Consider the following 19,661-nt stretch of genomic DNA (forward strand, 5'->3'; position numbering starts at 1 on the left):
CTAGAAACGAGATAGTCAGGAACTGTATTCATTGTTTATTTGTTATAACCATATGGGCACATTAGTGGCTACCTATCAATATCTGTTGCTCGTCATTGATTTTAGTCAGCTCTAAATTTTGGATAAATCGCCCTTCTACATCAGTAATGGTAATTTGCCAGTCATCTATCATGACGCTTTCGCCTTCTAAGTCACCCACGAAGCCAAGCGCTTGCATGACCAAACCACCCATCGTATCGACATCGGTATCGTCAAAACGGCTACCAAGCTCATCATTACAGTCTTCAATCACTGTAGACGCTTGGACGCGCCATGTATTTGGCTTTTCTGGATCAGGAACGATATTATTAATATCGCTGTCTTCATCAAAGTCATCATGCTCATCGACGATGTCACCGACGATCTCTTCTAACAAATCTTCCATGGTGACGACACCACCAAAGTTACCAAACTCATCAACGACAATCGCCATATGCACTTGGGTGCGCTGCAATGAGCGTAGCAAAGTATCAGAGCGCGCCGTTTCACTGATGTACAATGGTTGGCGCACCAAATCTCTAAGACGCTTACTGTCAATTTTGTCTTCTTGGTTGCGGACCATATGTACCAGAATCGGAATCAAGTCTTTTGCCAATAAGATGCCGATAACTGCATCATCATCTTGACTGTCAAAAACGGGGTAGCGCGAGTGAGTGGTATCAAGAATGATGTCCATCACTTCGGCAAGACTGGTGCTCTCATGCAGGCCAACCACTTGTGGTCGCGGTGTCATGATTTCGCGAACTTGTGTCGCAGGCAAATCTAGCACGCCTTCTAACATATCGACCGTATCAGGCTCTAAAAACTGGCGCGAGTCTTGTACCAGACGAATCAATTCATCACGGGTTTCGGGGGCGGTCGATAGCCAGCGTTTTAAGCCGCGCATCGACCAACTACTCGGGCTGGGAGTGTCGTCAGACATGATGGTGTGATTTAACCTCTTTAGTTAATAAAAATTGGAGTTATATTCGATAAAAAACGAACAATACTCAATAAAAAACAAGTAGAGCCTAGATGGGGATAAAAGTAATAAATAAAATAGCTGGTTTATTATTAATTAATGGATAAATAATAAATTTGCTAATACAAATTAGCTTCACTTTATCTCAAGGCTCACCGACATTCAACGACAAATTCACTCAAATTATATTGTCAGCGTGTTATAAACTTTGCTATGGTCAAAGCCTTTATTTATCAAAACAAACCTTATGTCGCTACGTTCCGTTTTTTCTCGCTTGCTTTCGTCGCGTTCACGCAGTCGACTTATAGACAGTCGCGACTCAGAGAGCCAAAAATTAGAAAGTAAAATATCAGGAAACCACACACCAGAAAGTAGGCAGCCAAAGTCTACATGGCGACAGCGTCTTGTGACTTTTATGACTGCCGTTACGTTGTTGTTATCAGCAATTTGGTTGCTATTAGCGATTTGGTATCAGTACGGCATCAGCTCAGTATTAACTTGGCTTGCGACAATAGCGATTACAAGTATATTAGCCGCATTGTTGAGCACACGTTATTGGGATGCTGTCACAAAATTATTGCAAAATAACTCATGGCCTAATAAAAAATCAATTAGCAAAGGCGTAGCAACCAAGGTACTTATCGGCATATATAGTGCTGTTTGGCTGCTGGGTTTAGGTTGGTTTTTTTCTATCGAGCCTAAACAAGATCGAGAATGGATGGCTGAGGTCGACCAGCGAGTTTCCTATGAGCGCGATGCGACCAATCCTGATTTGGTTACTTTAACCAATGTTCGTAACTTTGATTGGCAGACCGAAGCAAACGCTAATGAGCATTGGGATACCCGTACGATTGATTTGTCTAAACTCTCAGGTGTCGATGTGACCAACTCTTATTGGATGGGGCCGCTAATTGCTCATACCTTGGTTAGCTTTCGATTTGAAGATGATAGACCGCTTGCCTTTTCATTTGAGATTCGTAAAGAAGACGGCGAGTCTTTTTCGGCGCTAGCTGGGTTTTTTCGACGTTATGAGCTGAGCCTAATTGCCGCAGAAGAGCGCGATATTATCTATACCCGCAGCAATGCGCGCGGTGAGCAGGTTTATCTGTTTCCTATCAGTAATTTGCAACAGCACGAAGTGAGATCACTGTTTGAATCTTACCTAACGGCGGCTGATGATTTGAACGCTAAACCTGCTTGGTACAATACATTGGTCAGTAACTGCACCAATATTATCTTTTATATGGCGCGTATCGTGAGTGGCGATCGCTTACCATGGGATTATAGAATTTGGGTATCTGGTTGGCTACCAAACTATTTATACGATGTAGGTATGTTGGATGCGGCGCCCGAAAAAGACAACCAGCCTTGGTCAATGAACACATGGTATGAACGTACCCATATCAACCCAAAAACAAAGGGCTTTGATAATCAGACTAACTCACAGTCTAGCGCTGGTAGAGATAAAAACAGTAGCGAATTTTCGCAACAGATTCGTCAAGATATACCGATACCATCATTGGCAAACTCACAAGCCAGTGCTGAAGCAAAAGCCAAATCTACGGCCCAAGCGTCTAACTAACACTGGTAGAAATGCTTCCTTGTAACTAAATCATCTTAGGACAATTATGAACTAAGGGTTAACCCAATTAATTACTCGCGTTTCCATCTCTTCATCAGACATGCCGAGCTCAGTGACACAGCGTCCAGCGACACCTACGTTGGCCGCTCGCATTTGCTGCTGTGTCACCACAGCGTCCTCGGTCAATAACAAATGCCAACTTGGTAACCCCTGCCCCTTATATAAGCGCTTATAGGCACAGTGTGATGGTAACCACATCATGTTTGGCAAGTTTTCCATAGTCAGCTGAATACAATCTGGTACGTACTCTTGACGCGTTGCATAGTGACTGCAATATCCGGTTGAGCAGTCCATCAGCTGGCACGTAACATCGGTATATTCAACCAATTCTTCATCGTCATCATTGTCGATATACTTGATCAGGCAGCAACTGCCGCAACCATCGCACAATGCTTCCCACTCGCTATGATTTAACTCATTTAGTGCAAATCGCGACCAAAACTGCGAGCGTAGTGGCTCAGGCCTAGAATCGACATCAGCACTATCAGGAAACAAACTTACCGACTGGACAGGCGTGACTGCTGAATCGAGACCTGAGTTCAAGTCTGATTGGTCATGATTTTTGTTTAATAAGTTTATAGTCATAGAGTCGCAGTAGCATTTTGATAAAGAGCGTTACAGTATTATAGCTGTTTTTGCTAGACATGGGCGTTAAGGTAGTACGAGTTAAGAAAATGAACCATCACAATGACAAATAATTAAAACTCACAACATAAAAAAGGACAATAATATGTCAATTAAGACTTTTGAATTAATCAGTACTACCGAGAATGGTGTTGAACTTATCAGCTATGCTGCACTACCAGAAGATGCATCAGATGAAAAACCAGCAGCAGGCATCTTAGTTGCACCAGAATGGTGGGGCGTCGTCGACCACCCAAAATCAGTGGTTGAGCGTTTGGCAGAAGCAGGCTATGCGGCTGTGGCAATGGACGTATACGGCGAAGGTAAATTAACCACTGATGCGGCAATGGCAAATATGTGGATGGAGCAAGTACTTGCCGATCAAGATATGCTAATGTCTCGCTGCCGCTTAATCCTCAATGATTTCAGTGATCAGCTATCAGTCGACGGTGACAACTTAGGCGCAATTGGTTACTGCTTCGGCGGTAAAGTAGTACTAGACATGGCCCGTGAAGGTATGCCACTAAAAGCAGTCGCAACTTTCCACGGCAATCCAGGGGCAAAACAACCAGCGGACAAAAACTTCGCCGCAAAAGTGTTAGTCGCTCATGGCCGTGATGATTCAATGGTATCAATGGATGCTATCGAAGGTTTAAAATCAGAGCTAGACGCAGCTGATGTTGACTACACTATCGACGTCTATGACAATGCTAAACATGGCTTTACCAATCCGCAAGCCGATGAGCGTGCTGCCAAAAATGAAGTAGATCTTGGCTATAATGAAGCGGCTGCTAAACAAAGCTGGGAAAACATGCTTGAGTTCATGAAAGCTAACTTGGCATAAGAATCATTGTTAGAATCGTCGTTTATAAGATTTTATTTTAAACAACAAGCCATTTGACGAGCCTATTAAAAGTCTTTTTTTAAAATAGATTTATACGACAAGTAAGAAAATAGTCATTACCAAAAGGGTAGCTTAATTATTAAGCTGCCCTTTTATTTTGAGTGTCATTCAGCACTTGTCTTTTAGTCCAGTAATCAGAGTAGTCTTGTGCTTCTTATCAAATCACGTCATTATCACTTTACTATAAACTGGATTGAGTGACGAGGATGTTATATCTAATGGTGACCCAGTTAGGTTGGCTGGCTTTTACGATTTTATTGCTCGTAGTGGTCGCGTTATATACTAGGATAGCTCGAAAAATCGAGCATCTACGCCGTGATGTGACGACGCTGCAAGCTGAGCTTGAGCAACAAAGACATCGTAGTATGATGCCTCCGTCTGCACCTTCGGCCGATAAAAGCGATTATGTACGCACAACTGCTACTGACGACAATGCTCTTAAAGACTATGACGTTAAAGACCATGATGCTAAAGCTACAGCTTTTGACTCACAAAAACTTTCTCCAGATAATCGTCCGCTTGTATCGCCACCACCGCTTCCTACCGTTACTTCAGACTCGACCATACACGCAGAATCAATCATCTATGATGATAAATCTACAGACAATCATGCTTCTATAAATACGCAAAATCCAACGTCTACCCCATCTATTGAGCCTGACGAACGCTCATTACCTATCGTTACCTCACTAATTCATTCAATAAAAAACTGGTTCTTCGGCGGTAATTTGGTCGTGCGGGTCGGCGTACTGGTACTACTGGTAGGTGTGGTGCTCCTGCTTCGATTGTTAAGCGAATATATCGAGATTTCGATTGCAACAAAACTGATAGCAGTTGGTGTTACAGGGTTAGCATTGGCAGCACTTGGATTAAAGTTAACCGCAAAACGTTTTTCTTACGGTATCACGTTACAAGGCGCAGGCTTAGCAATTACGTATCTAAGCACCTTTTTTGCTTATAGTGTTTATAAAATCCTTCCTAGTATCTCAAGCTTTATCGGGCTTGGGTTGTTATCTGCTATTACCGTTGCCCTCGCCGTACGTCAAAATGCCTTCCCATTAGCATTACTGGCGTTATCTGGTGGGTTTTTTGCACCGATTTTGACGAGTGAGGATACTGGTAGCTTGACCACGTTATTCAGCTACTACTTATTATTAAACGTCACGATTGCCGTCATTGCTCACTATCGACCGTGGAAAATACTCAATATATTCGGTGTGACAGTGACATTTGGTTTGGCATACTATTGGGGTATCAGCGAAAACCTGAGCGCAGTCATTGAAACGCAGCGCTGGTCATTGGTAGCATTAGTTACCTTACACTGGCTGCTGTATTTATTTGTCGTCATTCGTTATGCGCAGCAAATCATCACCTATAATGCGCTAAATGAAAAAGACCGCAGTCATGCTGTTAATACGAAGCACTTGAACAAGGCCTATGTCGGCAGCCCCTACGTATTCCCTATTGATACTGGCTTATTGTTTTCAGTACCGCTACTGGCTTTTGGATTGTTTTCTACTTTACTAAACGACATCTCTAATGCCTTAACCATTACCAGTGCCATCTTGGCGGCAGTTTATCTTGGGATAGGCTGGTTGTTCATCCAGCGTAGTAGACGCTATGCTTTAATCACCGAAGGGATGCTGGCGTTAGGGTTAGGATTTTTTGCACTCGTTATTTCGTTGGCGCTAAATGCTGAATGGATTGCTTTCGGCTGGTCTGTACAAGGATTAGCGCTAGTATGGTTTGGACGACGCTCGCTGCGATCATGGTCTGTGTTATTTGGCTTACTATTACAGCTAGTCAGTATTGGTATGCTAGTGACAACAGCAACACTCTCTAGCAAAGACTACCCCGTTTTAGCCTTTAGTATTTCAGCGCTCAGCTATCTAGCGTCCATTTTTATTTTACGTGCTAGTAACTCTCCTTCTGCGCTGATTAATACGATAGACGGCAGTAACAACTTTAATAGCCTTAATAATAATGGCGCTACATCCTCCTCAGTCATACAGTCACAAAAACTGGATGTCACATCAGATGCATTAACCAGCTATGCACATGCGCTAGGTGTCAGTACGCAAGCTGCACAGCAATGGCTGACTTCTATCAATAGTCAGAGCCGCGTGTTCAAATTCGTTTGGCACAGCCCTAGATTAACCAAACTTTTAACATTGACAGCGATGGCTTGGATGCTACAAGTATTGATGCTTGATTTGCATCATTGGTTTGATATCTGGCAGTCAAGCACAACCATAATTGCACTAGCAGCACTCATCAGTTTAATCGCTTATTGGGTCATCAATTGCTATCGTTCGTGGGCGGAGATTAGACAGCTTAATCATGGATTATTAGCTCTATTTTACTTTATGCTAATACTGCAACTGCCACAAAAGTTTGAGCAGAATTTGACGTGGGTAACAGCGGAATGGTTGGTATTCATAGGGTTAATAATTGGCTGGTTAGTCGTGGGTCAGCTATGGCTAAAAACATGGTTTGATACATGGCCTGATAATAAAAACGCCTCACGCTATACTGCTGCAAGCTGGCTAGGGACAGGTATCTTACTTATTGCTACCGCTGCATATTATGGACTGCCAGACTCTGATGGCGTGATGGCCTTCTTGTTTTCAGCAGCTCTCATATTATTTGGGTTATGGTTAAATCATCGTTATATTGGTCAAAATAAAAAAAGCACATCAACTAATAAAACGTCAAAACAAGGTCTGCTATATTGGTTTGATTGGCAACAGACATTATTAGGGTGTGCTGCCATCTTTGCTCCCATTGCCTTACTATGGGTTGTTCTCACCAATTGGTCTTACGATGGTGTGATTTGGGGACTGTCTTATTTTCCGTTATTTAATCTGTACGACATCACATCGTGGCTGACTCTATCGGTTGGTTTTAGTCTGTATTACATCAGACAACGCCGTCACAATGAAACTCTTACCGAGACGAGTATAGCGGCCAAAACTAAGCGCGTATTCACCGCTGAAAATATGCTAATTATATTGGGACTGATCAGCTTTTGGTTGATCTCTAGCATGTTGGTCCGAACGCTACACGCCTTTATCAGCACGCCACTTTGGAATGACTATCAAGGCGGCGCATGGCAGAGTGAGCAAGTACAAACAGGACTAACAATTTTATGGACACTCTTGGCATTGGTTGCCACCATTATGGCGAGTCGCTACTGGCAGCGCGCGCTTTGGTTTATGGGTATTGGGTTATTAGGTATTGTCGTACTCAAGCTGGTCTTGGTAGATTTATCACAGACTGAGGCAATTTGGCGAGTCATATCATTCCTTGGCGCAGGCAGTTTAATACTTTTGATTGGTTACCTTGCCCCATTACCACCCGCGCACAAGCACACAGAAAGCCAAAATCATAAGTAATGACAAGTCGGGTTAGGTGAAATTGTCCCGTGAGCAATATGGTTCTGTAGTAAACTGGGTACCATTAGAAAGTAAACGTCGATTGTTTTACTTTTAGCATTTTTTATAAAAGGTTATGAAAGCAGATGGATAAGAGAGCAAGCATTCAGTGGTTCCCTGGGCATATGAACAAAGCTCGTAATGAAATCAAAGAAACCATGCCGCAGATGGATGTGGTCATCGAAGTCATCGATGCGCGTATCCCTTATAGTAGTGAAAACCCAATGGTTGCGGCACTACGTGGCGAAAAACCTGTTATCAAAATCCTCAATAAAGCCGACCTTGCCGATCCTGAATTGACCCAAGTATGGATGGATTATCTCGAGCAGCAAAGCGGTGTAAAAGCCATCGCTTGCGATACTGAGAAAGCCAATGATGTCAAACGGATCACCGCCATCTGTAAACATCTAGTGCCTAATAAAGTCGGTACAGGCCGCCAGATTAAAGCCATGATTATGGGTATTCCAAACGTTGGTAAATCCACCTTGATTAACACTTTAGCAGGGCGTGCGGTAGCAAGAACTGGTGATGAACCTGCCGTGACCAAATCGCAGCAGCTGATTAAACTAGACGATGACATCATGCTCTACGACACGCCTGGTATGCTATGGCCAAAGGTTGAAAATGAAAATTCTGGCTATCGTTTAGCGGCAACAGGCGGTATCCGTGATACAGCTTTTGACTTCGCTGATGTGGCAAGTTACACCGCTGAGTACTTAATGCACGCCTATCCTGAGCTATTAAAAACTCGCTATAAAATTGAAGAGCTACCGAGGACTGACTGGGAGTTTTTTGAAGTGGCTGGACGTAATCGCGGCTGTGTACGTGCGGGCAATCAAGTCGATACCTACCGTATGTCTGAGATTCTCATCAATGAGCTGCGTAGCGCGAAGATTGGCCGTATCACGCTAGAGACACCAGCGATGACTGAAGCTGAAGAAGTCGTAGTCGCTGAACAACGACTCGCTGCTGAAGAAAAGAAAAAAGCCCGTGAGGAAGAAAAACGCTTACGTCGTTTAAAAACGCGGAAGAATCGTAAGTAGATTCACCAATAATATAAGCGACTATGAATCCATTAATACCATCAGCTAAAACCATTCAAATTTATCTGCCAAAAGGTAACCCTCGTGGGTTGCGTTTGGCAGAGATGACTACGCGCACAGTAAGATTGATTGAGATTCCACGTATCCACATTGAAGACTTTTTTGCGATGCCCGATGCCAATCAAGTTGGTTTATATTTTTTGATTGGTGATACCGATAGTGTAGAGAAGCCGTTACTCTATGTGGGACAAACTGGCGATCTTAAAAGACGTCTTAACCAACATGATGATAAAGATTTTTGGACACGAGCTTTTGTTATGCTCTCGACCAATAACTCTATGACGCAAACCCATGCGTTATATATGGAACATAAGGCTATCGCAACTGCTATTGAGGTAGGGCGTTACGAACTAAAAAATGGAAATAATGGTAATAAACCGCATACCCCTGACCCGTTGAAAGCTGATTGCGAGGAATTATTCCACACCCTTGACGTTTTACTATCCACCTTAGGACAGCCTATTTTCGAGTCCTTAGCGATTCATGATAGCCTTTATAGTAACGAGACTCATAGAAATAAACCGACTGGCTCGACCATTGCTAAAATCGCACAGATAACTGATAAAACTCCAACGAAACCTATTCCAGCCTTATTTTACTACAAGGTAAAAGATGGTGATGCTAAAGGATACTACGACGACGATGGCTTTGTAATATTAGCAGGTTCTCTAATTAGACAAACACAAACGTCATCAGCTCCGCCATTTGTGACTAAACTAAAAGATAGCTTGCTTAGTAGTGGAAAACTCATAGCCATAAACGATAAAAGCTATAAACTCACTGAAAACCATTTATTCAAGACACCCAGTGGAGCCAGTGCTTTAGTATCAGGACGTTCAACCAACGGATGGATCGAATGGAAAAATGAGTCGGGCGAAACTTTAGACAGTGTTTATCGATAAGCCTTTACTTCTCTATAGCGACCCTATCTATCCCCTTTATTTATAAACAATTAAGCCTCATATACTGGTAAATAGTTTTATCTATTTACCTTCTCGCTTACCAACTATAAATCTAAATCCTATATATCCCTGTTCAACTTACAAGGAATACTTTTGCCTACTCAATTTTCTCAATCATCTACTGCTCTAAACACTTTCGCCCCACGCCTACTTGATTGGTTTGCCGAAAATGGTCGCCATGACTTACCTTGGCAACAACATAAGACCGATACGCCCAATCCTTATATCGTTTGGTTATCGGAAGTCATGCTCCAGCAAACGCAAGTGACTACTGTACTGCCCTACTTTGCACGCTTTATGGCGTCATTTCCGACCGTGCAGGATTTGGCCGCAGCAGATTGGGATTTGGTCGCCGAGCATTGGGCAGGGCTGGGTTACTATGCACGTGCACGTAATTTGCATAAAGGTGCCAAGCAGTTGGTTGCGGTCATTAATGAGACAGGCGAGTTTCCGCAAACATTAGCAGGATGGCAGGCTATTTCGGGCGTTGGACCATCAACGGCTGGTGCCATTATGGCCATGGGCTTGCATCATTATGGCGTCATCTGTGATGGCAATGTCAAACGAGTCATCACACGTTGGGCAGCTATCGATGGCGATATTACCAAGTCTGCTACGACTAAAGAGCTATGGGCACTGGCAGAGCGTTTGACGCCGACAGAAAACTCAGGATTATTCGCGCAAGCGATGATGGACATGGGCGCGACATTATGTACCCGTAGCAAGCCTGCCTGTCTATTATGTCCACTCAAAGAAGACTGCCTCGCTCATGCACAAGGGCGCGAGACTGACTATCCCGTCAAAGCAAAGAAACAACCCAAACCCAGTAAATTCAGTGATGCACTGCTAATCGAAAGTGCAGACGGTGAGATATTGTGGCTACAACGTCCTGACAATGGGATCTGGGGTGGATTGTGGAGCTTGCCCTTAAAGTTCGTAGAAAAAGTTGATGGTAAAACGAATAGTAAGGCTACTATTAAACAGCCGCTAGCTGACGATGATAAGTCATCAAACGTAGCAAATGATGTACGTAGTAATGAAAAAGTATACGAGGCAGAGTTTACTACCGCTGAGCAAATCATTAATGAGTGGCTCATAAAAAACAAACTGGTCGCAAAATCAGTTAGTAAGTCATTGCTCGATGATGCCCCTATCAAGCACTCCCTGACACATTTTCACTGGTATTTGACCCCATGTAAATTGACAGTCGATACGACGCAGGTAACTGAGCTAAATAAGAAATTAGCAGCGGCTGAGATTGACTTCAAGTGGTTAACCACACAACAAGCGCAAGATAGTCTAGGGCTACCCCGTGCGATGGAAAAAGTTATTGAGCGTTAAGTAGTTCTATCCAAAGATATTTTACATCTATATATGGAAGTCATCTATGAGCGAGCCTAAAAAGATTAAAGACAATCCGTCGTTTGTTAAAGCAACAAATCAAATAAAAGGTGTAGAAGCTCTATACAAAATTTCTCCACTTTTAAAAATATTCTCTCCAAAAATCAGTAAAGCCTTTGAGAACTTCCCTGAAATTAAAGAACAATCTAAAATCTTTGAAATACCTGATAAGTTTAACGAGCGATTTTCAGAATTGGGCTGGGTTGCTTATGAATCGATGAGCTTAGAGGTTATGAACGAAGCTATTGCTAAATATGATACCGAAGGTGTAAAAGTCGCTGAGCAATTTCTTACTGATTCATATGATGCCGATTGTCTAAGATGCGGGATACTTAGGTTTCAAGGTAATCAAGAATTTCGACGTCGTATCCGCCTTACTGAGCTTGCAAAAGAAGATTACCTAGCAAACCGCTATCACGCCTGTATTCCTCTACTACTTAGCTTGCTTGATGGTATTGTGAATGATATCTCAAAGCATGTAGGTTTTTTTGCCGATTCAGCAGACATGACAGTATGGGACTCTATGGCTGCTCATGAGACAGGATTACAAGTAGTAGCGTCTCTATTCACTAAAAGTAGAAACAAGACTAATGAAGAAACTCTTACGATTCCTTATAGGCATGGAATTCTTCACGGTAGAGAGTTAGCTTTTGATAGTAAATTAGTAGCGGCAAAAGTTTGGGCAGCACTTTTTGCGACTAGGGATTGGGCTGAAGCATTAACAAGTACTAAAAGTTCTAATTCAATGGAAGAAAAAGGTTGGAACGAAGTTTTAAGTGATTTTGCAGACACTCAACGCCAAAAAAAGCTAATAGAAAACTGGACACCACGCTCAAGCGAGAATATCACTTATCTTCCTTTTGTAGGTAAAGCAGAAGAATTACCTTCAAACACTCCAGAGCGCGCCGTAGCCGAATTCATCGAAAACTGGATAAATAGGAGGTATGGGTTACTATCAGAATCGCTTGTATATTTTGTTGATAAGCCTAGAGGAAAAAAAGCAGGGTTAGCCAAAAAGGACTTCGGAAATTACACACCTCTATCATATAGGCTAACTTCTATCGAAGATAGAGCAGCAGCCATAACCCTCGTGACAGTTGAATTAAAGTTTGAAGACGATGAGCAAAGGATTAGTAAAATAGTTAATGTAACCACTAATTATTTAGATAGCGAAAATAATATCCGAGTAAGAACAGAAGATGAAGGTCGATGGAAAATCATGCAAAACTCTTTTACGAATATTCTGTATGCCTCCTCTCTTTCTAAATAGTAGTGAAACAAATATATTGCAATAAAAAAAGCGACTCACTATTAATAATGAGTCGCTTTTTTTATGATGACAATATAAAGATAGCGGAGTCTACAGTACCCTAAGACTTTGGCACACGTAGACGCATGAGACCTTCTTGTTGTACGGTAGCGACCAGTTTACCATCTTGCCAAAATTGGCCATGGTTCAACCCTTTCGCGTTAGACGTAGTATCGCTCCACATATCATAAAGCATCCATTTGTTCAAATCAAAATCACGATGGAAATGCATTGAATGATCAATACTGGCAGCTTGTAGTCCACTAGTCATAAAACTAACACCGTGTGACATCAGCCCTGTGCCAACCAAATAAAAATCAGACGAGAACGCTAATAACGCCTGCTGAACAGCCGTTGGCTGACTTCCCAACTCACGAATACGTAGCCAGTTTGCCTGTTTAGGTTTCATAGGTTCTGGGCTAATCGGATTACGCGGCTTAACTGGCTTAATCTCAACATGACGGCGGCGCATAAATCTCGCTTTCAGTGCTTCTGGCACTTTTCCGACATTCTCTTCTTTTAACTCTTGTTCTGTTAGTAAGTCTTCTGGCGGTGGATAGGCAGGCATATCTTCTTGATACTCAAGCCCTTCTTCCATCGGTGAGAACGAAGCAATCATTGAAAATATCACTTGCTCAACAGGCGGCTTACCACGTACTTCTTTGTACTGAATAGCGGTGACTTCGCGTGCAGATAAGCTGCGACCATCACGCAATCGACGTACTTGGTATATCACGGGTTGGTTAATATCACCACCTCGCAAAAAGTACCCATGCAACGAGTGACAAGGTTTGTCTTTATCTAATGTATGCGCTGCTGCCATAATCGCTTGGGCGAGTACTTGCCCACCAAATATACGACTGCCCACATAGTCATGGCTTTTACCCTCAAACACATCAGGGGTAACTTCAATAAGTGCGATAGTAGCTAGCAGCTCATCGATCAGTTGTAGATTATGGGACATGACGACATGTTTCCTTATTTTTATCAAAAACGCTCAGCATCTGAAAATAAGCACCTGACGATATCGATGCTATATAGCCGCTGCTCTTGAATTTAAAATAATACGGGATCACTTGCTAAAATAAGCAAGAAGACTTTAGAACAAAAATACAGCTGTAGCTATGTTCGCTAATGCTACACATTTATTTTCAATAGAAAAGGTAAACATCTTACCCAATATTGATGGTTTTGACTAGTTACTGTCGACTTACTCGTAAGTATTGCTTGTCCGTGCTTGCCAGACGAATCGTAACTAATTGATAGATAAAGCAAACTGAACCATAAAAAACGAGATGTGTAACAACATCCCGTTTTTTATACATACGTCGATGTTTATGGCTTAACTGCTACCAGTACGCGAATAGAATCCGGCACTAGCGATAAGTTACCAAGCGCTTGTTCGCCTTGAGCTTTAAGCTGCTCTAAACGTTCAATCTCTTCAGGACGTACGTTCGGATTGATCGTCTGTAGATGTTTTAGACGCTTGATTTCGCGTGACCACTGCTGGCTAAAGCGGCTACTTGCTTGCTCACCAATCTCAGCTATCTGCTGACGAGCAATGTCTTCGGCTTCGTAATAACGCTGCTCAATCACGTCGCCGCGCACTTTAATGACTTGGCGGGCACGGTTTTTATCCAAGCGTTCAATATGAGGCATAATCATCTCAGCACTGATACGAGACGATAAATCACTGCCCTGCTCACTGATAAAGACACGGATATTTTGCGTGGACAAAGTCGCTGGCAGATTGAGCACTTTTGGCGCAATCGCTTCAACACGGAAATTCACTTCTAGCAGTACCATACCTTGAGGAACAGCAGCACTTTTAAGCATGGCAACCGTGGTATTACCAAAAGTGCTGGTACTCGCTAACTCGTAGATAGCGCGCATCAATGGATGCTCATGTGTGACAAAGTCGATCTCTTCACGCTGCAGTGCTTGCTCACGCTCAAAGGTCAACGTCATACCATCTTCATCGCCAAGTGGTAAGCCATCAATATAATCGCTAATCTCGGTACTATCGATAGGTGCGATGACCCACGAGCCATCACGTTGGATACTATGGTCAATGTTAGCAGACGCAAAGAAACGCTCAATAAAATGCGGCAGCAAGTTATTACCATCAAAATCACGCATGGCATCAGCGATACGACCTGCGACACGCGGACGGCATGAGTTATACTCTAGCAGGCGATCGCGACCAGCCTGTAGCTGTGCCTCAAGTCCCATTCGGGTCTGTGACGCTTCTGAAATGATCTCTTGTAGCGTTACATTATTTTCAGCGGTATCAGCACCCTCAAGCACTGGTTTGAGCTCTTGGATATACTGCTCTTGTACGCTTTGAGCGGTTGGCGATATCTGATTGAACATGTTCAGCGCATCGTTATACCACTGATACAGACGCTCTTGCGCGGTACCCTGCACATAAGGCACGTGCAGCATAATTTGCTGAGTCTGACCGATACGATCTAGACGACCGATACGCTGCTCTAAGGTATCTGGATTAGCAGGCAAATCCCATAGTATTAACTGGCTTGCAAACTGGAAGTTACGGCCTTCTGAGCCAATCTCTGAACATAGTAATATTTGTGCGCCTTCGCTATCTGCAAAGAAGGCAGCCGCTTGGTCACGCTCAAGTAAAGTCATCTGCTCAGTAAAGATAGCTGTTTTGATACCTGCATGCAGACGCAATACCGCCTCTAAACTCTCTACCGTCGCGCCACTACGAGCAATTAATAGCACTTTTTGATGCTTAAGCTCACCGCGTAAGATATCAATCAACCAAGAAACGCGTGGGTCATCTTCTAGCCAACCACCATCTGGTTGATTTTCTTCGCCCCATAGCTGCTCACGCAACTTGCCATTGGTTTGATAGCTGTCTTTCCATGCCTCAGGCAGTGGCAATGGATATGGTTGGCTACTACGACCATAAAAGCCTTTGACACTCTCACGAGTATTACGGAACAAAATACGGCCTGTACCATGACGATCTAATAATTCATTTAGCGCATGTGTCCGCAGCTTTTCATCTTCATTGATTGAAGACAGCTCATCAATACTAATGTCTAGTAAGCTACTCAAAGCAGCGATTTGACCTTCATTCAACGGCTTTTCTTCTATCAAAACGCCAGCAACTGCTGCTGTCTCTGCAAAAGCCTCTTGACCATCAATAAATTCATCCAAATCATCAAAGCGATCTGGATCAAGCAGACGCAGACGGGCAAAGTGACTTTGCGCACCAAGCTGCTCTGGCGTTGCTGTTAATAGCATCACGCCTGGTGTTTCTTCAGCAAAATCTGCAATCAAGTCATACTTATCATTGCCGCCTTGCGCTTCATCCCAATGCAGATGATGCGCTTCATCGACAACCAATAAATCAAAGCCTGCATCCATCGCTTGGTCATATAAGTCTGGGTGGTCGAGCAACAGATCCATACCACCAATGATACATTGTTCAGTAGCAAAGACGTTTTGCTCAGGATCATGTTCTTTAATAGCCGCAGTACGTACCAAATCAAACAAGGCAAAGTTTAGGTTAAAGCGGCGACGCAGCTCAATCATCCATTGATACTGCAAACTATCTGGCACTAGAATTAATACACGTTCAGCTTTACCCGTTAGCAATTGCTGATGAATAATCATGCCCGCTTCGATGGTTTTACCAAGGCCAACCTCATCAGCCAGCAGTACACGTGGCGCGATACGTTTGCCAACTTCATGCGCGATATAAAGCTGATGCTCGATGATATCGACACGTGCACCCATCAGGCCTTTGAGTGGATGACCTGCCAACGCTGATTGCATACGCAAAATATCTTGACGCAACTCATACCAGTCACCGCGCTCAATACGTCCAGCAAGCAAGCGTTCAAGCGGCTTGGCCAATGTGATATTGGCAGCAAGGCGGGTTTCCATAATACCGCGCTCATGCTCATCGACGCCATATTTGAGTACACCCATGACTTCATCGACAGCATTGACTGTATAGCTTTTGCCATCTTGATCATAGATACTATCGCCGACCTTAAACACCACGCGCGACAATGGCGCAGAGTTCTTGGCGTAGACGCGTGTCTCTTCACTTTGCGGGAATAAAATATGCACACATCGGTCGTCAACATCGATGACCACACCTAAGCCAAGCTCAGACTCCGTATCAGATAAATAACGTTGACCAACGGCGAATTCAGTACTGTGCAATGAAGCAATAGAGATAGTCATAAGGCGATGTCTTTTGTACTCAGGTAGTAAGAAATTAGATAGATAACAGTGGTAACTGGTGACAGCGAGAGGGTGACAAAGTGCAAATCGTAACAAACTTACCAACGCAGCATCGTAACCTCAATAAAGCCAGCATCCAAGCTGCACCATTATATAACGTTAGCGTGTAGATGAGTGCGTTAAGTTACATTTTCAAGAGCCATCTGATGTTACTTTTCTATTTATAAAGCCTATAATCAACACTATATCAGGGCCATATTTAGGACAATGTATTTTGCGAGTTATTGTCATACTGCATTGTAAGGTTGTCAGAAGGCCACTCTAGTCATTTTGTTTTTAATTAATAATGACAACGTGCTACATTAAACCGATAAGTATTCATGCGATAGCCAGTTATTCGCCAACTATCTATAAGACAACAATAAATAAGGACTCGCCATGCAAGCCGTTTTTTTAGATAAAGGTACATTTTCTGAAGGTATTGACTTGCCTGCACCCGCAAGTGTGAGCGACTACATCACTTACAACGATACGCCAAAAGATACAGACGTCATCGTTGAGCGTTGTAAAGATGCTGACATTATTATCACTAACAAAGTGCAGATTAGTGCTGAAGTGATAGAGCAATTACCAAAGCTTAAGCTTATCCAACTCACCGCGACGGGTATGAATAACGTCGATCAAGAGGCTTGCGATAAGCATGGCGTGACACTTTATAACGTTGCAGGCTATGCTGTAAAAAGCGTCCCCGAGCATACCTTTATGTTAATGCTGACCGCAATGCGCGCTGGTATTCATTACCATCAAAAAGTCGCTGATGGCACGTGGCAAGCAAAGGGTGATTTTTGTTTGCTTGATATTCCATTGATAGATTTGGAAGATAAGACGCTCGGCATCATCGGTATTGGCACAATCGGAAAGCGCGTGACCGAGATTGCTCGTGCCTTTGGTATGACCGTATTATGGGCGGAGCATCAAGGACGCGAACCGCGCAGTGACGACTATACCGCGTTTGAAGACGTACTTGCACAATCTGACGTGATTAGCCTACATTGTCCACTAACCGAACAAACCAAGCATCTTATCAATACAGATACATTGGCAAAAATGGCCAAACAACCGCTCATCGTTAACGTCGCGCGTGGCGGTATTGTCGATAGCCAAGCATTAACTGACGCGATTAATAATGAGCAAATCATCGGTTATGCTAGCGATGTGTTTGAACAAGAACCTATCGCTGATAATGACCCATTGCTCAGTCTCAGCGACCATCCGCGTGTTATCTTTAGTCCGCACAACGCTTGGGGCAGCAAAAGCGCCCAAGAAAAGTTATGGCAAATATTAAGCACACAAGTCACTGACTTTATCGATAACCACCATCAATAATCAAGATGCTAACGACTAAACCGTAACCAGTCGTCTTTTATTTTGCGATACTTAAGCATGATTCGGTCGCTTAGATAGTTGTTGGTCACATACCAAGGATAGCGATCGCCCTGCTTAGGTAGCTTGTCTTTGCCGCGTCTAACATACCCAGACGACAGCGAACCCATCACAGTATCTGCCTGAACATATGCTTGCGCCTGTTCAGTTTTTGCATAGGGTGTTACCACTTGGTAGCGCCGTTTATGCATATAATCCAGCAGTCGCACCACATATTGACAGGCCAAATCAATTTTTAGCGTCCATGAGGCATTGGTGTATCCAAACAGTACCGCCATATTGGGCACACCTTCAACCATGACCGCTTTATAGGTCATACGCGTGCCGATATCGACAGATTGACCGTCGATATATACCGCTGCCCCGCCCAACATCTGCAGCTTTAAACCGGTCGCAGTAACGATGATATCAGCGTCGAGATGTTGGCCAGATTGCAACATAATTCCTGTTTCGGTAAAGTGACTGATTTGATCGGTCACCACTGTTGCACGTTTATCCTGTAGGGCTTTGAATAAATCACCGTCAGGTACCGCACACACTCGTTGGTCCCACGGGTTATAATCAGGCACGAAATGATTGCTATCAACACCGCTACCCTTTAGCTCTTTCTTCACCCCACTTTTCAAGACTGCTTTCATCACCTTGGGCACGTGAGTCGCAACTTTATATAGACCCTGTTGTCTCAACACATTGCGCGCACGTAGTGCCGTATAAGCTTGCTCTTTTGATAATGGTGAAAACTTGCCTGATAGCCAGTCAATCGCATAGTCATCACCCGGCACACTTGCCACATAGGTCGGTGTACGCTGTAGCATTGTGACATGACGCGCACACTGCTCGCCATCCTCATCTACTAGCGCAGGTAACAACGTCATCGCTGTGGCACCGCTACCAATAACGACGACTTTTTTATCGTCGTAGTCTAGATTATTCCAGTGCTGCGGATGAACAATACGACCGCGGAAATCCTCCTCTCCATCAAAATGAGGGCGATAACCTTGCTCATAATCATAATAACCAGTAGCACCTACGATAAATTTAGCAGTCGTAACGAAAACCTCACCACTAGCGTGGTTCTTAACGGCTACTGACCACTGTTGATCGTCACTGGACCATGAAATCTGCTGAACTTCGTGCTGATAATGGATATGTTCGGTCACCCCAAATTCGCGTGCCGTATCGGCAATATAGCGTTTGATATCACTGCCTGCTGCTAACATTCTATAATCAAGCCACGGCCTAAAGTTATAACCAAAGGTCAAGGCATCAGAATCAGAGCGAATCCCTGGATAAGTAAATAAGTCCCATGTACCACCCAAATCAGCCCGCTTTTCGAAGATAGCAAAACGCTGTGAACGTTTGTTTTTCTTATTCAGTTTTGCCTGCTTTTGCTTTTTTGGGCCTTTATGACCGAACAGGCCTTTATTCTGCTGTTGCTGTAAACGGCAAGCCATACCAACGCCTGCGATACCCGCACCGATGATCAATACTTCATAGTCAGCTACCTTAGCCGTCTTTGATTTTCTACGTTTAAGACGGTTTTTAATGGCCTGTTTGGTAGTAGTGATATCAAGCATACTTTCATCCTTGTATTTGCATGACTGGCATTTTATAG

13 protein-coding genes are annotated in these 19,661 nt (G+C 43.5%); 8 read left to right on the forward strand and 5 right to left on the reverse strand.

The window, feature by feature from the left end:
* Positions 1-61 precede the first annotated feature (61 nt).
* Positions 62-961, reverse strand: coding sequence for a CBS domain-containing protein (locus ACT3QR_RS12000; RefSeq protein ID WP_444521560.1), 900 nt, complete (start codon positions 959-961; stop codon positions 62-64).
* 454 nt (positions 962-1,415) lie between these two features.
* Here ACT3QR_RS12000 and ACT3QR_RS12005 point away from each other — a divergent pair, with 454 nt between their 5' ends.
* Positions 1,416-2,582 carry an Lnb N-terminal periplasmic domain-containing protein gene (locus ACT3QR_RS12005; RefSeq protein ID WP_444521561.1) on the forward strand — a complete coding sequence of 389 codons (1,167 nt, stop codon included), beginning with the start codon at positions 1,416-1,418 and terminating at the stop codon, positions 2,580-2,582.
* 51 nt (positions 2,583-2,633) lie between these two features.
* Here the strand turns inward: ACT3QR_RS12005 and ACT3QR_RS12010 are convergent, their stop codons facing one another.
* A complete protein-coding gene (locus ACT3QR_RS12010; RefSeq protein ID WP_444521562.1) occupies positions 2,634-3,227 on the reverse strand; it encodes a YcgN family cysteine cluster protein in 594 nt (197 codons plus the stop codon).
* 145 nt (positions 3,228-3,372) lie between these two features.
* Between ACT3QR_RS12010 and ACT3QR_RS12015 the strand changes: the two genes are divergently transcribed.
* From ACT3QR_RS12015 to ACT3QR_RS12040, 6 genes are all read left to right on the forward strand, one after another.
* The gene (locus tag ACT3QR_RS12015) at positions 3,373-4,110 is read left to right on the forward strand and encodes a dienelactone hydrolase family protein (RefSeq protein WP_444521563.1); all 738 of its coding nucleotides are present in this window, start codon (positions 3,373-3,375) and stop codon (positions 4,108-4,110) included.
* Between the two features lie 278 nt (positions 4,111-4,388).
* Positions 4,389-7,565 carry a DUF2339 domain-containing protein gene (locus tag ACT3QR_RS12020; protein WP_444521564.1) on the forward strand — a complete coding sequence of 1,059 codons (3,177 nt, stop codon included), beginning with the start codon at positions 4,389-4,391 and terminating at the stop codon, positions 7,563-7,565.
* A 125-nt stretch (positions 7,566-7,690) separates the two neighbouring features.
* On the forward strand, positions 7,691-8,647 hold the full coding sequence (gene ylqF / locus ACT3QR_RS12025; RefSeq protein ID WP_444521565.1) for a ribosome biogenesis GTPase YlqF: 957 nt from the start codon (positions 7,691-7,693) through the stop codon (positions 8,645-8,647).
* Positions 8,648-8,670: 23 nt separating this feature from the next.
* Positions 8,671-9,609 carry a GIY-YIG nuclease family protein gene (locus ACT3QR_RS12030; RefSeq protein WP_444521566.1) on the forward strand — a complete coding sequence of 313 codons (939 nt, stop codon included), beginning with the start codon at positions 8,671-8,673 and terminating at the stop codon, positions 9,607-9,609.
* A 153-nt stretch (positions 9,610-9,762) separates the two neighbouring features.
* Positions 9,763-11,010: an A/G-specific adenine glycosylase gene (gene mutY, locus ACT3QR_RS12035; protein WP_444521567.1), complete on the forward strand. Its 1,248-nt coding sequence runs from the start codon at positions 9,763-9,765 to the stop codon at positions 11,008-11,010.
* A 46-nt stretch (positions 11,011-11,056) separates the two neighbouring features.
* Positions 11,057-12,340 carry a hypothetical protein gene (locus ACT3QR_RS12040; RefSeq protein ID WP_444521568.1) on the forward strand — a complete coding sequence of 428 codons (1,284 nt, stop codon included), beginning with the start codon at positions 11,057-11,059 and terminating at the stop codon, positions 12,338-12,340.
* Positions 12,341-12,440: 100 nt separating this feature from the next.
* Here the strand turns inward: ACT3QR_RS12040 and ACT3QR_RS12045 are convergent, their stop codons facing one another.
* Both ACT3QR_RS12045 and rapA read right to left on the reverse strand, forming a co-directional pair.
* Positions 12,441-13,343: an acyl-CoA thioesterase gene (locus ACT3QR_RS12045; RefSeq protein ID WP_444521569.1), complete on the reverse strand. Its 903-nt coding sequence runs from the start codon at positions 13,341-13,343 to the stop codon at positions 12,441-12,443.
* A gap of 371 nt (positions 13,344-13,714) precedes the next feature.
* On the reverse strand, positions 13,715-16,603 hold the full coding sequence (gene rapA / locus ACT3QR_RS12050) for an RNA polymerase-associated protein RapA (protein ID WP_444521570.1): 2,889 nt from the start codon (positions 16,601-16,603) through the stop codon (positions 13,715-13,717).
* Positions 16,604-17,041: 438 nt separating this feature from the next.
* Here rapA and ACT3QR_RS12055 point away from each other — a divergent pair, with 438 nt between their 5' ends.
* Positions 17,042-17,989 carry a D-2-hydroxyacid dehydrogenase gene (locus tag ACT3QR_RS12055; protein WP_444521571.1) on the forward strand — a complete coding sequence of 316 codons (948 nt, stop codon included), beginning with the start codon at positions 17,042-17,044 and terminating at the stop codon, positions 17,987-17,989.
* An 8-nt stretch (positions 17,990-17,997) separates the two neighbouring features.
* Here the strand turns inward: ACT3QR_RS12055 and ACT3QR_RS12060 are convergent, their stop codons facing one another.
* Entirely contained in the window at positions 17,998-19,623 is a 1,626-nt protein-coding gene (locus ACT3QR_RS12060; protein ID WP_444521572.1) for a flavin-containing monooxygenase, read from the reverse strand.
* Positions 19,624-19,661: the final 38 nt, after the last annotated feature.

It is taken from the genome of Psychrobacter sp. AOP7-B1-25, from assembly GCF_052376195.1.
Classification (GTDB): domain Bacteria; phylum Pseudomonadota; class Gammaproteobacteria; order Pseudomonadales; family Moraxellaceae; genus Psychrobacter.

Bases quoted from the DNA above. Each gene is read 5' to 3' on its own strand.
- ACT3QR_RS12015 (WP_444521563.1), top strand. From the start codon at position 3,373: ATGTCAATTAAGACTTTTGAATTAATCAGTACTACCGAGAATGGTGTT.
- ACT3QR_RS12060 (WP_444521572.1), bottom strand. From the start codon at position 19,623: ATGCTTGATATCACTACTACCAAACAGGCCATTAAAAACCGTCTTAAA.
- rapA (WP_444521570.1), bottom strand. From the start codon at position 16,603: ATGACTATCTCTATTGCTTCATTGCACAGTACTGAATTCGCCGTTGGT.
- ACT3QR_RS12055 (WP_444521571.1), top strand. From the start codon at position 17,042: ATGCAAGCCGTTTTTTTAGATAAAGGTACATTTTCTGAAGGTATTGAC.
- ACT3QR_RS12005 (WP_444521561.1), top strand. From the start codon at position 1,416: ATGACTGCCGTTACGTTGTTGTTATCAGCAATTTGGTTGCTATTAGCG.
- ylqF (WP_444521565.1), top strand. From the start codon at position 7,691: ATGGATAAGAGAGCAAGCATTCAGTGGTTCCCTGGGCATATGAACAAA.
- ACT3QR_RS12020 (WP_444521564.1), top strand. From the start codon at position 4,389: ATGGTGACCCAGTTAGGTTGGCTGGCTTTTACGATTTTATTGCTCGTA.
- ACT3QR_RS12040 (WP_444521568.1), top strand. From the start codon at position 11,057: ATGAGCGAGCCTAAAAAGATTAAAGACAATCCGTCGTTTGTTAAAGCA.
- ACT3QR_RS12030 (WP_444521566.1), top strand. From the start codon at position 8,671: ATGAATCCATTAATACCATCAGCTAAAACCATTCAAATTTATCTGCCA.
- ACT3QR_RS12045 (WP_444521569.1), bottom strand. From the start codon at position 13,343: ATGTCCCATAATCTACAACTGATCGATGAGCTGCTAGCTACTATCGCA.
- ACT3QR_RS12000 (WP_444521560.1), bottom strand. From the start codon at position 961: ATGTCTGACGACACTCCCAGCCCGAGTAGTTGGTCGATGCGCGGCTTA.
- ACT3QR_RS12010 (WP_444521562.1), bottom strand. From the start codon at position 3,227: ATGACTATAAACTTATTAAACAAAAATCATGACCAATCAGACTTGAAC.